The organism is Paenibacillus sp. 01T47, assembly GCF_056398245.1.
In genome coordinates this window covers 121968-136642 of the sequence record NZ_JBFTPA010000006.1, presented here as the reverse complement: position 1 = coordinate 136642, position 14675 = coordinate 121968, and the positions used below count along the sequence as shown (strand labels likewise).

Below are 14675 nucleotides of genomic sequence, written 5' to 3'. Positions count from 1 at the left end.
TGGTCTATCCATGACTTTATACGCGTACTATTTAACGTATATGATTGTCCATCTCATGATGCCCTAGCCCTGCCTTTAGGCGTGTCGCATCATTTCTATGTTTGCAGCAGATTAAAGGAGTGGAGTAGCATTGGCTAAAACAGTTATGTTAGCGTTCCTGTCCATATTGCTCGTTGTTGCCATCATCATTCAGCCAGATGCTGCGTTTCAAGCCTCGCTTCAAGGACTCACCGTCTGGTGGAATATTGTATTCCCCGGTTTATTGCCGTTTCTCGTATTGTTTGAGCTTATTGCAGCCTTTGGGCTCACACATGCGCTAGGCTCTCTGCTCCAGCCGCTGATGAGCAGACTGTTTAAACTGCCAGGTGAAGCCGCGCTTACGATAGTGCTTGGTTGGATGGGAGGTTATCCCGCGGGAGCAGAAGCGACAGCTTCCTTACGCAAAAGAAACATCGTGACAAAACAACAGGGCCAGCGTCTGCTTGCCCTCGCTCATATGCCAAACCCATTATTTATGCTTGTCGTTATCGGCGCAGGCTTTCTGCACAAGCCCATTGTAGGGGCCATTATTGCTGCAGCCGTATGGATATCCGCGCTATGGGTCATGTTTATAATGACGCTGTTCAGCCGTAAAGAGAAGCCTGGTCAGGAGCGGTCAGATCAGGAACAGCCAGGTCAGAAACTAGGTCAAAAACAATCAGCAACAGCCAATGACGCGGAGCATCGCAGCACCATCCTTCATCGTGCAGCAGAGGCATTTCGCCTCGGAAGAGAGCAGGATGGCCGCAGCTTCGGCAAAGCGCTTGGAGACTCTGTTGCAGCAAGCGTTCAGAGGCTTATGATGATCGGCGGATTTATGATTTTTGCAGCTGTGCTTGCAAAATTATCAGAGCCGCTGCTCTCTCCTTGGCTGGATAAGGCTGGGCTAAACTTTATTAGCCAGGCTTTTTTTGAAGGTCATATGGGTGCTTATGCGGCTGCGATCTGGGATGCTCCCGGAGCCGGTATGCTCGGAAATGCTGCTGCTATCGCAACTGTGCTTGCATGGAGCGGACTAAGCGGCATTTTACAAGCTGGATACTCCATTACAGGGACGGACCTTAAGCTGCTCCCATTCGCATTATGGAGAATCGTTCACGCTCTCCATGCCTGGGTATTTATGATCATCCTGTGGAAGCCGCTCACTTCTATACTTCGTCCGATACTCGCACCTGGGGCAACGCCAACGTTGGCGTCATCTGATCCTTACCCTATGCAACACACTGTCGCTGCTATTATAAATGCAAATGATTTTCCATTTTTATGGCAGTTCTCCCTGTCAGCCTGCATCCTACTTACTCTTTTGGGACTGCTTGTATCCCTCATTCTTCTGCCATTCCGGAGAACAGGTAAATCGATATAATCCAAAATAAGATAAACGATGGCTTTTTCAAACATTTATTTAAATTTTCGAATTATATTTCTCTCTTAGCTGCTTCTCCACAATCGGCGGTACCAGCTCATGCACTGCGCCGTGAAATTGTGCGATCTCTTTGACGATGCTTGAGCTTAAGTAGGAATACTTCGGATTCGTCATCATAAACATCGTATCTATTTCATCATCAAGCAAATGATTAGTTGAAGCGAGCTGCAGCTCGTATTCAAAATCAGTTACCGAACGAATGCCTCTAATAATAACATTAGCTTGCCGTGTTTTCATAAATCGAACGAGCAAATCCCGGAAGCTGTCAATTTCCACATTTGGAATATCGCGCGTCACTTCTGTAAGCAGCGCTTTGCGCTCCTCCACGCTGAACAAAGGATTTTTACTCGAATTGTTCAATACGGCAACGATTAGCCGATCAAATTGTTTGGCAGACCTTCGAATAATATCCAAATGGCCATAAGTTACAGGGTCAAACGTGCCTGGATATACAGCAACGCGCTCTTGTTTATTCGTTAACATCGGATTCACTCCCGTCTTGATGTCTGTCATCGCTGTAATATTGATATATAGAAACGGCAATATCCCCGTATTTCGCATGCTTCAGTTGGTCAAAATATTCCAGCTTCTCAGGGTAACGGTGAGCTGCATCATGCTCGACTACGATAATCGCATCAGGCTCAAGCATCTGATTATGGGCAAGCTGCGTCATAAGACTATCCATCGTAATCATTTTGTATGGCGGATCAAGAAAAACAAGCCGGAACTTTTGCTCCCGCTTCGCTAGCGCTTTCAATGCGCGCTCCGCATCATTTTTATAAATTTCAGCAGCGCTTCCCATCTTCGCCGTTTCAACATTTTGACGAATCGTATCAATGCTTATTCTTTCCCGATCAACAAAAACAGTATGTTCTATGCCTCTGCTCCAAGCCTCGATACCTAATCCACCTGTACCTGCGAACAGATCCAGCGCTATTCCTCCGTCAAAGTAAGGTCCGATCATGCTAAAAATAGCTTCCTTAACCTTATCCGTTGTCGGTCTCGTATTCATACCAGGCACAGCCTTAAGCGTGCGGCCCTTGGCCTCGCCCGCAATGACTCTCACTTGCAATTGCCCCCTTCTATCTCATTCCCGCCTATCGTACCATAGAATCCCGTTCATAATAAAGCAGTTGCATCTCGAAAATTGTGGACGCCGCTGACCTATATCTGTACGCCGATATTTTTTTCATTTTGAACAAGTATATTTACAAGTAATAAGGACAAAATAAATTTATCGGCGTCGCAAGATGTCGTAGACAACCGCGGAGAAGACTTACGTTTCCCCATAAGCTCTTCGTCCGGTTTCTCCTCTCCCATGAAAAGGGCGCTCCGAAAGGGGCGCCCGATTTTTTTGTTTAAATCCTTGTTATATCAAGGTTTATTTGAGTTAAATTGAATGCAATCTATATTCCTGTCCACCAATTGTCCACCAAAATTATTGTTGAGATACATTTCACTACTATCTAACAAAATAAGTCGCTTTCTGTCTGGAATACTCCATTTTTTATAACCTTACTTACTATACGTTTTCGAATCCCTTCCGGGACACCATTAAGAACTACCTCGATCATTTTAATGATTTACATAAACCCGTTAAAGTCTTGAATAACAAGGATACACTTTTTTACACCCTTGTTTATTGTACATAAAGATAAGAAAAAGCCCTTATTATTTATAAGGGCTTTTCGGCTTCTTCTATATAATTAACTGCCTGCCGACTATAACTTCATTATATCCATCTACGGAACTTTAATCACATTCCCATGATTTACTACATAAGCCGACTTTGTTCGCGAGTCCATCTTTGTTATTTTTCCAATCACAGGTCGATCCCAGTTCCAAACGATTAGCTTTATCTGCAATTCTTCTTGTTAAGCTTCGATCACAAGCTCACCCTCACTCCAATGAGAACACCTCTCCACCCCATTTTATTTATTGATGTTGCTTCAAATTTCTTACAATGTATCACGAAAATAGGACTTTCGATGTAAAATTTCGAACTCTTCTAATCAGTTTTTCTGCTTCCAACGCCATAAGTATTTACATTAATTTGCTGTAGATACAGTTTCGATTCCAGTAAGATAAACTGTAACAGCTTCTAACTCATCTATGCACTCAACCTTACCAGAAAGAAGTATAATGTTGTTAATGGTTTACCCATGTCGTTCATCTTTGTTCATCTCTCATGATTTTCAATATTCAAATCGGAACTAATAATAAATCATTTCGTATTTGTCATTAAGGGAGTTGGTATAATGTTCATATTAATTCTTGGTATTGCTATTTTAACACTCGGGATATATTCGATAAAAAAACCTAATTCTTGGTTATTTAGGCGGATTGGTGACGATTCTGAAACGAGTGACAGCCAACAGACTTTTAACCGAGACCGCGGTTTAGTAATTTTGATTATGGGAGTTATATTTCTCGTAGGTGGCCTTCTTAACGTAATTAATTATCCCGTATAACCTCAACAAGTTATTCTGTTTTCATGCGGTACTATTTAAAGTTGGTACTCACTCCTTACTAAAAATTTCTGTATCATGGGATCAAAAGGAGTGATCCATGATGCAGAAAGTAATGAAAGTAATAATAATCATATTAGGAGTATTTATCGTTCTTTTTTACGCATACTTATTTGGATTATGGTATATCATTCGTAACGTTTCATTTGCTCCTTAAAAGTTTTTATGTGAAACCTCTTCATGATCCTCGATATTCAAACGGTTAATTGAAACCAAATTAAAATCCGTGTTACACTAAACGTAATATAATCCATGAAATGAAGGGATAACGCCATGTTATTTTACAAATTACAGCCAGCATTTAAATTAATCGCTTTAGGACTTACTGCCTTCGGATGTTACATTATTTATAATTTGTTATTCTAATGGTTTTCAATGTTCATTCTTGATTATTAAAATCTTCCTCGTCATCTTTAATCATGATAGGATTCTACTCCGATCCGTAAGCCGCACAAACCAAATCATCACCTACTCGTTAAAACGATATCCCAAATCGTAATATCTTTTTGCTGGATGCATGCAATACCTCCTCATGACCCTCGCCTTTTTAAACACTTCATACACATAGCCTACCTTTATCATTCACATTAAAGCGTTATTCACCATTTTATTAAGATCCATTGTCATTTAAATACACTCTCCTCATTTTTGGTTTAAAACAGATCATTATTGTGCCACCCACCTATGGCATGCGCCGAGGTGAGATAGCTGGCTTAGGATGGTCTAAAATCAACCTTGAGCTAGCCCATATTTATATTACGCTAACCATACCACAAATAAAAAACAGCTCACCAGTCTGAACTGTGACCCATAAGAGGGCACTTTTTTCAAAGTGTCCTTCTTATGGGTCACAGTTCAACTTGGTTGCTGGGCTATTTTCTATTTAGATGCTCTTAGCGCTACGGCCAGCTTGCGCCAGCCTTCTGCTTTGAAATTAAGAAAATTTTTTATACTACCATGGCATTACGAATAAATAGAACAAATGAGAAAAACCTTGCCTTATTTCGTACCATTTCGGACATGTGAAAGGTCTGAATAATCTTATTTTATATTCTTTATAGGCTACTCGCTATCTAACCGAAAGGGGAAGATCTCCTCTTCCATGAAAAGGGGGCCCTATTTTTTGTATAAAGCCCCATGATCCCAATTCCAAATAATTAATATCAGTTCTAACTCATCCTGTTGAGATTCAACTTTCCTCTTTCATTTTTAACCCATCTCTCGTTGGCCGTTGTGATCCTTTTGCCAACCTCTTCTCTTCCAGTTAAATGGTAACTAGTCAATATTAATGATATAACCATGCCTAGCAATGCTTTGATTTTAAAATAATAAAGAAGAATCTTAAATAAGAGAGAGAAATAAATAAATTAGGTGTACAATACTAATAGACTCCTGTTAAGGAGTAAAATTAGATATGAGGTGTTCCCTTGATTCCAGAAGGTATTAATTGTTCCGTGTTTTTTGATGAAATTAAACAAAAACCAAAAAGTAACTCCACATTATTAATAAAAGGGATTGTCAGTTCGGGGTTTAAAATTAAAATGAACTTGGAGTACTCAGGGGTAGAGCTTATCGATAACAGTAACGCCATGATGCCGGATGAAATTTTGAATTTATTGAATGAAGATTTAAATGAAATTTTCGGAAATGGACCATTTGATAAGAAAGTATTAAAACAAGAAATTAAAAACCTGAATATGCTGTATTATGTAAGATATAATGGTAAAGCATATCGAAGCGATGAATGGGATGCTATGCAGCCAGAAGACTTTGCACAAATGTAATAAACGCCATCATTTATAACGATATTGAAAATCCAAATCACATGTAAAAACAGGAAAAAAGCCTCCCTACTATTATGGAGACTTCTCCCTGTTTGTGAGACAAGAATCGCAACTAGTTGTCGAAATCCTATCGATTTTAGCTCACAGCCTAGGGCTTTAATTGACTTCAAATTAGGGTCTCGACCAACCGTGTATTATCAATTCCGTTTAGTTACACTATCCGCAGTTCCTTCAGCCCCATCCCCCTTGTCATATCGATACGCCTCTCAATATAAGACAACCCAATTTATAAAAAGATACAAGGATTTTTAAAATAATGAAATATCCAGGAAATGCTTTTTTCTTATTTAGGGTAAGGCTCACCCTAATGGGTCTAACGGCAAATAATTCGCGCGATTCCCCTTAAGCAGTACTCAAATTGTTCGATGCACTTTTAACATCTTATAATTTTTAAAGTATTCAAGAAAGACCAGTAGAATATAAGCAAGAAACTTTTATAAAGACTGCTGAGTCCTTTAGTTAATTAGATCCAAGCAATGAAAAAAACCTCCTCTGAATGGCTTTCGAGGAGGATTTTCTAAATCTCATGCATCATTTTAAAGATGTAAAAAGAGGAACCAATTGTTAGGCACGCCAAATGTGTTTGAAATCAATCCAGCCGAGCGAATTGATCCGAACTCCTTTTAAAGAAGGATGGTAGTCGGTATAAAATTTACTATGAAGCAAGAATAAGACCTGGTACTCCTCCCGAATTCTCTCTTCAATTTCTGTGTAAATAGCCATTCGGTCTGGCGAATTCCTGCAAGCAAGCGCTTCATCAAATCGATCAAGTGTCCAAACCGACAGTTCCGGCGTCATCAGTCTCTTCAAGAAGCTGTCTTCCTGTTCACAGCTCTCGATCAAACTAACCTCATCCTCAGGAAATACGAGCGAATACAGCGTCATATCAACCTCGTCCAGCACATTCTCCGGTGACTCAACACGAACTTGCATCTTAATGCCATAGTCGGTACACTGCTTCTGAATCCATCGGGCATCAGCCTCATTACTCGTATGCGAACATAACGTAATCGGCGATTGATCGAATCCGTATCGGATAATCTGCTTGCGCAGCTCCTCATCACAACCTGTTTCCCTTATTCCTTCAAAAGGTTCTGATTTAGGGAAAAAACCTTTGGCCGGCATATACCGGTAGCCTCCAAGTTCGCGAATCATTCGATTCCGGTCAAGCAGCTGATCTAAAATAGTGCGGAACATCTCCGACTGCTGAAGCCCTGCTCTCTGCATGTTAAAGCTCAGCATACTCGTACAGACATTCTTGGATTCAAGCTTGATCCAGCCGTCCTCTTCCATCACAGCCTGCTGCTTCGGATCACAGATCAGCTGCTTCCAACTTGCCACATTGGCCTTAAGAGCTTCATGCTGCGGTACATGTACGATTTCGACCTGGTCCAAATGAGGACGTGATTGAAAATATTGTACATTTGCTTCAAGCAGCAGCCTTCCACTGTTCCACTCTTCAATCTGGAAAGGGCCTGTGCCAATGGGACGCTTCCAGAACATCTCTTCGCTTTGCCCCAGCAGCCCTGAAGGCAATATTGACATTACAACGGAGCAGGCATATTTGAGAAATAACCAGTTGGGTTTATGCAATTGAATGCGTACAATCCGTTCTGATATGGCTTCGACTCTGTCCAGCGACCGCATAATCCAGCTATTCAGTTTTCCGCTTCTCAGACGTTCTATCGTAAAAACAACATCAGCTGCAGTAAGTTCAGTTCCGTCATGGAATAATACGCTTTTCCTCAGATGAAAAGTCCATACTGTAGCATCCTCATTGCATTCCCACTCATGGGCGATACCGGGCAATATCCGGCCCGTATTCTCCTCCAGCACAACAAGTCTGTCACAAATCTGCTGAATGATATGCGCATCAAATGAAAAGATACATTCTGCCGGATCAAAAGTCATGATCGTCCTTGTAATAGGAAGGCGCAGCACATCGGCCAGTTTCCCCTGCTGTTTGTGGAAGCCAAAGCTGCCTCTCATCCACTCCATAAATTTCTCATTGGCCGCCGTTCCTTCCCCAAAGTTCTGGAGAAGATGAAAAGCCTTATTATAATCACCGTCTTCGGCATATTGTCGTGACAGATCCAGAAGCAGCTTCTCCCGGTCTTTCCGGAAAGTAATCTGTGATCGGTTGCCCCTGCCTCTTCCTGCCTTCCACTCGATGAAGCCTTCCTCTGACAGTTTGCGGAGGACAAGCTTGGCATTTCGTTCCGTACAATACAGCGCCTCAGCTATTTTCTCAAGTGATGCCTCCGCCGCTGCCCCAGCTCCAAGCTCACTCGCAAACCGCCCGTACAGCGTTAAATAACGTTCAATCGTTAACATCGTAATTCCTCACCTCACTTAAAAGAGGAAATCTATTGAGCATATTCTACACTCTTTACACCTTTCTTTCACCTGTATAATGAAATTAATAAGTGGGGTACCCTAAACAAATTCCAAATTTTACGTTTTGCTATGTCGAACAAATAAAAGGCAATATTTAATTAATGATATAGTACTATCTCCCTTGAATGAAATATATTATGTAATCGTTTTAAAAGTTTACGATAACCAGCTAAACTTAATTTACTTAGGAATTTGACGTTTTTAATACCTGTTTACAGTGACTTATGCGCAAAGTCGCAAGGAAACATCCTGATGGCTCTTTTCTGATTTACTTTATTATTAAAATTCTACTAATCAAACTATCATTTCATGTATCTCAAAAAAAGGCATCATTTAAGTCACAATCTATCATCCTCCAGCATTTGATATAGAGTCTAGTGAAAGCGAGGTGATAGATATGTCTTCTGTAGGTATTCCTTTAGAACCTGATTTAGTATTAGTATCCTGGACAAGAAACCCGCTTATCCCCGGTTCTGCTCGCAAAATTACTGCTTCCCGTGTCATCGGCAGTGCTAAACCTTGTGAAAGCAAACTAACTTCAGGCTCGCTCCTTATCCCTGCAATAAAATGCTTGAAGAAGAACGGCTTTATTGTAGTTGTTAGCAAGAGAACAACAGCTGTATCCGGCTATTTACTGTTACAACGCGGATAGCATGATTTTTATTTATGATTTGATTTATGAATTGGCTCTTCATCAGGGCCCTTTTTTTAGTTTTTGCTCATTCCGGTTCTAACGATGTAACACTTTAGATGAAGTCTCAATTTCTGACTCTACATCAATCCAATAATATCAGCTTATTTTTTGCTCAAATTGTGTATTCATACTTTGTTTGGTATGTTAAAATTTAGTGGAATTATCAAAGAATTTGTCGAGAGAAGGCATTGTTATGAGTAGAAATAGAAATAGAAGTAGAAATTCCTACATATGTCCCCTACCACACGAATCACACGAATCTTGATCAGGAACACATGAAAGAGCCTACAGATTTATCCGAAGGCTTTTCATCTTCACTTATTTCATTGCCATTGCGTTTCAACACTTTAGCTCTTAGGAGTCTTGAAGTGGATTGTTTTGAGAAGCGATAGCAGCAGCTTGTGCTTGTTGTAGTAATTGTTGTGCTGCTTGAATATCTTGTTGTTCTTGTTTCACTTGTTGTTGAGCCTGCAAAACATGTTGAATCTCCGTTTGCAGGAGCTGTTCCGCTTCTAGTAATTCTTGACTCTCTACTTGCATCAATTGATGCGCCACCTGAACCTCTTGCTGTGCTTGCTGCAATTGTTGATTTTCTAGAAAATCATCAGCATCCTTTTTCACGCTCATTGAATAAACCTCCAATAATTATTGTTATAGTCCTTTATTGCCCAATAATTATAGTGCTCATATTTACATTTTTTATGCTGAAAATGATTTCGGTTTAGGTATTACCTGTCTTTAATAAGGAGCAGTACATTGATTTATAAAATTAATCTAAGGATGTGATCACTCATGGACTCAGGTCTCTTGATCATATTCAGAGTTACTGTTGTTACTCTTAATTGGAACTGTAATTACTAAAATGATATTAAACAAACAATTACCTAGCAATAACTACACGCCTTTTAATTACATAATGGCTCAATCACCTGTGGAGTTTTAATAAGAAAAGCAAGAAAAAATAGTGAACGATACTTATGGTGATGATTAAGGTTAGTTCTTCAATACCCGATAATGTAGTAATCGTCAGCAAAAAATCTTCGTTACGCAACCTAAACAAAGAGGGCTTGCTCAGAAGTAGATCTATCTACGTTTGGAACAGCCCTTACTTTGTTTGGTTGATAAGGCTTTTCTTTGATTTCACTGCTTCCAACAATGCTCTCTCCTACTAGACCTATAGCTAACGAACCTAGCAGCTCTTATTTAACCCATTTATAAGGGATTAAAATTTTAACGAACTCCCGAGACGTTATTTCGAGAAAAATAACGCTTAACACCCTCTTCAGCAAGCTATAACGTCTATACAGTTCGTTAAAACTTCAGAAAGGCAGTTTTATGCTTAATAAGCAGGATACAGTTCGTTAGAGATAGATGTGAGCTTAGGAAGTTATGCGATTTCGGTGAGATCAGTGAGACGAATGAGTGAATCCTAACGTGATTGCCGTCAGGTTTGGATAAAAGGGTTAGATAAAGAATAACCAGCGGTGCAGGCAGAGTTCAGTTCCTGCTTCGCAGTTTGCAAAAGTAAATCTAAGACTGATGCGGCCTTCGATTGCACATATTCCACTTATACAAGCAGCTATATACCACAATAGGAAATAGCGGTGCAGGCATAACCGCCAGCAACGCTATTTTTTAATGTTATCCAGCTTTTTTGTTCAAATCAAGCTATGGCAACAGCGAACATAACTACTTATGAAACGTCCTCTTTTCATTTATTGTTGAACATTAAACAACTGTTCAACTTTTTTGATTGCTTTATTCAGCAAAATAGAAATTAAATTGGAGGAGTAACCAAATAAAAATAACATCACGTTTGTACTGCTCAAATCCAAGTTTTGAGTTTCGCCTGGCGTAAATAGTACTCCTAAAAACAGCACGGGTATAAACATCGCTACGAGTATTCTAGTCATGCTTTTACTGTAAACGACCATGGAATCCGTTATGAAGTATAATAGCGCCCCCATAACGCTAACGAGAAAATATTTCAAATAATTTGTTACATAAACATTTATATTTTGCATAGGATCAGCACTATTATAGGAATCGATAAATACAAAAAGACCCGAGTATATTAGTATACAGAAAACTAATAATATGTAGGTTACATTTAAGTTTAAACGTGTAGATAAGCTGCCATATGCTAGGTTTTTCCCGCTTTTATGGTCTGCTAAAATAATGTCCATTTTATCAAGATTGAATTTAAACAATGTTAATTTTCTTTCTAGCTATGCAGAATCCGTTTCTTTAATCTTATCTAACTCCTCGTACAGCGATTGGCATTTACTTATGATCAAGACGCCAATATTATCGTACTCTTTTGCTCTCTCCGATATTAAATTAATTCTTTCAGCCAGTGATTCCTTTGTAATTCTCAATCTTTTTCCCCCTGTATCTACTGTAGTTCTCATATTTTAGTATTATCGGTTTTTTAAAAATAGTATGTTATACCCAATTTATTACTTATATGCATGTCAAACGAATCGAATAATGATACAGGGCTTTAGCCCACTCCATGCACTAAGCATCTGCATATGATGGGTTAGAACCTATATTTAAGGAGTGGATAATTTGTATCAACCAAGCAACGTCAGTCCAGTTCAGAGTAATCCTGTTCAAATCCAAACCGTATCGGCCATTGATCCTTATGTAGTAGAAGCCCTCATGCGCTTAACTGGTCGCTGCGTATTACTCGAAACAACGAGGGGAGCAATCGAAGGATCTATCATTGACGTAAAACCAGACCATGTGCTCCTGCAATTACACAGCCGTCAGGCTTGCGTTCGAATCGCTGAAATTGTATGGACAATGCCATTATAAATCGAACAAAAGGGGTGCTCCCCTAGTAGGCAAACCTACTTGGCGAGCACCCCTTTTTCTTATGAATGCTGTTACTTTATTTTGTTAGACTGTGCATCGAGCATTCTCAAAAAAACCTATAATCATCCACTATTCAAATGGTATAATCCCAATAATTAGGTAAAGAAGGTGATGCTCCTGTTTTTCTCCAGCGAATTCAATCCATGGACGGCTTTGCTTCATTTATTCATTTCGTTGTTTGATACTACGCTAGCAAAATATCTTTTCTTCGGGCTCATGCTCCTTGTATTTGTATTACTCTCCTTAAAGAAACGATCCTATGGAGAAGAATCTCCCAAGATGAAAGAAGCAGAACAGGTCGCAGAGAAAATTACAAAATATACAGGTCGACTATTAATGTTTGGCGCAGCAGCATTTGTTGTATTTCAATTAACAAGGATATACATTATTGATTAGCTCGTGCAACAGCTTTAGCTGCTCCAAACTGCAGGCGATATATAACGATTGCAACAACAATTACAATACTTAGTACAACAAAAATATTACTGTACACATACGCTGTTGGATTCGTCACAACCGGATTTAAGTGAAAGGAAGATGAACCTTTATCAAGCAATTTGCCAATTAAGCTCATCGCAATGGCACCAGAGATAAAGTTGATCATCGACAACAATCCCATGCCTACACCCGTCTCTTCTTTCGGTAACGTCCGAGATATCGTATTCGACATCGCAATTTGCATGAAGGTTTGTCCAACATTGCCCGCTATGAGAATGAGCGCTATCACGTACGGAGACACTCCAATAAATGTAGATAAAAGCACGAAGCATGAGAAAATTAACAAAGCTGCGATAGAAACGAGTGTAAAGTTGCCGCGTTCGTCAGCCAATTTGCCGCCCCTGCGTCCCATGATTGCGGAAGCAATCGCTGCTGGAAACAGGACAAAACCAATGCTGCTAGGCGATAAATGATTTAATGCTGTTAAAAATTGCGGTGACATAAATGTTAAACTAAAGCTCATCGCTGTCGTTATGAAAGCTATAAACAACCCTATAGAGTAATTTTTGTTGCGGAATAGCCTTGGCTGAATAAAGGGATTATCCGTAGTTCTTATTCGGATAATAAAGAAAACGAGCAGTACAATCCCTGCTGCGAAGAGTAAGCCGCTGCTCTGCGTAATCGCAAGCAAGAAGAGCGCAACCGCCGCAGCAAGCAAGCCACCGCCAATAAAATCTATTTTCCCCGCAGTGCCTTTCGAATGATCCAAATATTTACGAAAGAAAGGAAGTGTGAGTAACGGAAGCAGCGATATGACAAACAAGAGCCTCCAGTTTCCTACACTTGTAATTAATCCTGCTACTACTGGCCCCATAGCACTTCCTAATGCAAGCCCAATTGCTGAGGTTCCTAGTGCCCTCCCCCTGTTTTCAGGCGAGAAATATCGAATGGGTATAATCATAGCCGTAGCTGGAAGCACCGAGGCGCCAGCTGCTTGCAGAATGCGACCGGCAATAATCATCCAATACTCGGTAGCAAGCAAGCCGATGAGCGAGCCGAGAGCAAACACGATTAGTCCATACGTCAGCAAATCCTTTAAACGATATTTGTCCGCTAGTTTTCCAAACACGATTGATCCAATCGCATATAACACCATATACGACGTCATAATCCAGCTCACTTGTGAAGGAATCAGATTAAACTCCTCACCGATTGCCGGAAGAGCCACATTAAACATCGTGCCGTTCATTACTGAGAATATTAAAGTAACAACGAGTACTCGCAGCAGCTTGTCCCCATTTTTAAATTCCGAACCAACCATACCATTCCCTCCAATAATTATCATTTTGATCCTATTAAAAATTGCCCTTCATTTTAGTGAGTATCCTCACTATAATATATTACTGAGGATACACACTAATATGAGAGGTGTCAAGATATGAAATACTGATATAGCTGGTATTAGCTAATAACGTATGCGAAGTTTTGCAACTTGAAAACAATCAGCTAAAATAGAAAATAAACAGCTCGGCGATACCGATTATACGTCGAACAAGGAGGCACTTATGTTTACGCACTCGGACAATCCCGTACCTATAGACATCATTCATGTATTAATGAGGACAACACACTATATTCAAAGAGAATTTGAAACACAATTATCCGCGCTTAACATGCCTTATCAAATTACCGGCCCAAGGCTGCGCCTTCTATCTGTCGTCTACAAAGCCGGGAAAATTCGCATGAATGAACTAGCCTCTGAACTAGGCATTAAAGCGCGTACCGTTACTGATTTTGTTGATGCTCTGGAACGGGATAAACTTCTTATCCGAATCCCCGATCCGACTGATCGTCGAGCTACGCTGTTGGAGCTCACAGAACTCGCGCAAGCCAATATAAGTCAAGTTCTAGCATTTCAATCGGAAATTGCAGAGCAATTATTAAGCAACTTCTCCACTGAGCAGCGTCAACAATTTTTTGACCTTTTATTGCAGCTCATTGAAAATAAGGATATCTCTAATCCTTCTGCACACGTTTTAAAATAAAGCGTATCCCATATGCTGAATTCCTAATAAATCACCAAATTCTCCATCACAAAAGGCTCTCATAGGCTAGTGACATATATATATAATGTCTCTATGACAAACACCCAATCAAAAAGAAAAAGTGGAGCATAACCTATAGAATCTTCAATTCAAAGGAGGTGCTATGAAAAATGTCCGGTCACGTTGGCGGTGCTTTCACTAACACTGGTACGATTCTGGTCCTTTTCATCTTGTTGGTTATTATCGCTTGCACTTGTGGTGCATTCGGCGGTTACGGCAGATAACCCTCTAAACACTGAGCTTCTATATTATCCTCATACACTTCCTCCGAAGACCTACTCGATAGGTCTTCTTTTTTTCTCCGTTACATTCATTTTATATTCGAAA

Annotated in this window: 14 protein-coding genes; 7 read left to right on the top strand and 7 right to left on the bottom strand. The window is 40.1% G+C overall.

The genetic code is table 11. The annotated features are described in order from the left end of the window. Positions 1–130 precede the first annotated feature (130 nt). On the top strand, positions 131–1402 hold the full coding sequence (locus AC1DOV_RS14380; protein WP_477550278.1) for a nucleoside recognition domain-containing protein: 1272 nt from the start codon (positions 131–133) through the stop codon (positions 1400–1402). 39 nt (positions 1403–1441) lie between these two features. Here the strand turns inward: AC1DOV_RS14380 and coaD are convergent, their stop codons facing one another. Further along, the gene (gene coaD / locus AC1DOV_RS14375; RefSeq protein ID WP_076268326.1) at positions 1442–1945 is read right to left on the bottom strand and encodes a pantetheine-phosphate adenylyltransferase; all 504 of its coding nucleotides are present in this window, start codon (positions 1943–1945) and stop codon (positions 1442–1444) included. Then, positions 1932–2528, bottom strand: a complete 597-nt coding sequence (gene rsmD, locus AC1DOV_RS14370) for a 16S rRNA (guanine(966)-N(2))-methyltransferase RsmD (RefSeq protein WP_477550277.1) — start codon at positions 2526–2528, stop codon at positions 1932–1934. Before rsmD ends, coaD begins: the two co-directional genes overlap by 14 nt. A gap of 2889 nt (positions 2529–5417) precedes the next feature. Between rsmD and AC1DOV_RS14365 the strand changes: the two genes are divergently transcribed. Continuing rightward, positions 5418–5774, top strand: a complete 357-nt coding sequence (locus tag AC1DOV_RS14365) for a hypothetical protein (RefSeq protein ID WP_339208874.1) — start codon at positions 5418–5420, stop codon at positions 5772–5774. A 624-nt stretch (positions 5775–6398) separates the two neighbouring features. On the opposite strand, the gene AC1DOV_RS14360 is transcribed toward AC1DOV_RS14365, so the two are convergent. Then, on the bottom strand, positions 6399–8168 hold the full coding sequence (locus AC1DOV_RS14360) for an ABC transporter substrate-binding protein (RefSeq protein ID WP_477550276.1): 1770 nt from the start codon (positions 8166–8168) through the stop codon (positions 6399–6401). Positions 8169–8628: 460 nt separating this feature from the next. Between AC1DOV_RS14360 and AC1DOV_RS14355 the strand changes: the two genes are divergently transcribed. Then, a complete protein-coding gene (locus tag AC1DOV_RS14355; RefSeq protein WP_339208871.1) occupies positions 8629–8883 on the top strand; it encodes a hypothetical protein in 255 nt (84 codons plus the stop codon). A gap of 396 nt (positions 8884–9279) precedes the next feature. Here the strand turns inward: AC1DOV_RS14355 and AC1DOV_RS14350 are convergent, their stop codons facing one another. Continuing rightward, positions 9280–9552, bottom strand: a complete 273-nt coding sequence (locus AC1DOV_RS14350; RefSeq protein ID WP_477550275.1) for a hypothetical protein — start codon at positions 9550–9552, stop codon at positions 9280–9282. Positions 9553–9754: 202 nt separating this feature from the next. On the opposite strand from AC1DOV_RS14350, the gene AC1DOV_RS14345 reads away from it, so the two are divergent. Then, positions 9755–9868: a hypothetical protein gene (locus AC1DOV_RS14345; RefSeq protein WP_477511445.1), complete on the top strand. Its 114-nt coding sequence runs from the start codon at positions 9755–9757 to the stop codon at positions 9866–9868. Positions 9869–10640: 772 nt separating this feature from the next. Here the strand turns inward: AC1DOV_RS14345 and AC1DOV_RS14340 are convergent. Together AC1DOV_RS14340 and AC1DOV_RS14335 are read right to left on the bottom strand one after the other, a co-directional pair. Then, positions 10641–10949, bottom strand: a complete 309-nt coding sequence (locus tag AC1DOV_RS14340) for a hypothetical protein (protein ID WP_475448978.1) — start codon at positions 10947–10949, stop codon at positions 10641–10643. A gap of 204 nt (positions 10950–11153) precedes the next feature. Next, on the bottom strand, positions 11154–11303 hold the full coding sequence (locus tag AC1DOV_RS14335; RefSeq protein ID WP_477550274.1) for a hypothetical protein: 150 nt from the start codon (positions 11301–11303) through the stop codon (positions 11154–11156). Between the two features lie 193 nt (positions 11304–11496). Between AC1DOV_RS14335 and AC1DOV_RS14330 the strand changes: the two genes are divergently transcribed. Then, positions 11497–11745, top strand: coding sequence for a DUF2642 domain-containing protein (locus AC1DOV_RS14330; RefSeq protein WP_339208868.1), 249 nt, complete (start codon positions 11497–11499; stop codon positions 11743–11745). Positions 11746–12190: 445 nt separating this feature from the next. On the opposite strand, the gene AC1DOV_RS14325 is transcribed toward AC1DOV_RS14330, so the two are convergent. Beyond that, positions 12191–13564: an MFS transporter gene (locus tag AC1DOV_RS14325; protein ID WP_477511448.1), complete on the bottom strand. Its 1374-nt coding sequence runs from the start codon at positions 13562–13564 to the stop codon at positions 12191–12193. Between the two features lie 244 nt (positions 13565–13808). Here AC1DOV_RS14325 and AC1DOV_RS14320 point away from each other — a divergent pair, with 244 nt between their 5' ends. Both AC1DOV_RS14320 and AC1DOV_RS14315 read left to right on the top strand, forming a co-directional pair. Further along, positions 13809–14288 (top strand): MarR family winged helix-turn-helix transcriptional regulator, encoded by a 480-nt coding sequence (locus tag AC1DOV_RS14320; RefSeq protein ID WP_477511449.1) that lies wholly within the window; start codon positions 13809–13811, stop codon positions 14286–14288. A 170-nt stretch (positions 14289–14458) separates the two neighbouring features. Further along, positions 14459–14572, top strand: a complete 114-nt coding sequence (locus tag AC1DOV_RS14315; RefSeq protein ID WP_083681988.1) for a sporulation protein YjcZ — start codon at positions 14459–14461, stop codon at positions 14570–14572. The last annotated feature ends 103 nt before the right edge of the window (positions 14573–14675 follow it).

Excerpts from the sequence above, each read along its gene's own strand:
- AC1DOV_RS14315 (WP_083681988.1), top strand. The coding sequence starts at position 14,459 with ATGTCCGGTCACGTTGGCGGTGCTTTCACTAACACTGGTACGATTCTG.
- AC1DOV_RS14320 (WP_477511449.1), top strand. The coding sequence starts at position 13,809 with ATGTTTACGCACTCGGACAATCCCGTACCTATAGACATCATTCATGTA.
- coaD (WP_076268326.1), bottom strand. The coding sequence starts at position 1,945 with ATGTTAACGAATAAACAAGAGCGCGTTGCTGTATATCCAGGCACGTTT.
- AC1DOV_RS14350 (WP_477550275.1), bottom strand. The coding sequence starts at position 9,552 with ATGAGCGTGAAAAAGGATGCTGATGATTTTCTAGAAAATCAACAATTG.
- AC1DOV_RS14340 (WP_475448978.1), bottom strand. The coding sequence starts at position 10,949 with ATGCAAAATATAAATGTTTATGTAACAAATTATTTGAAATATTTTCTC.
- AC1DOV_RS14355 (WP_339208871.1), top strand. The coding sequence starts at position 8,629 with ATGTCTTCTGTAGGTATTCCTTTAGAACCTGATTTAGTATTAGTATCC.
- AC1DOV_RS14325 (WP_477511448.1), bottom strand. The coding sequence starts at position 13,564 with ATGGTTGGTTCGGAATTTAAAAATGGGGACAAGCTGCTGCGAGTACTC.
- AC1DOV_RS14360 (WP_477550276.1), bottom strand. The coding sequence starts at position 8,168 with ATGTTAACGATTGAACGTTATTTAACGCTGTACGGGCGGTTTGCGAGT.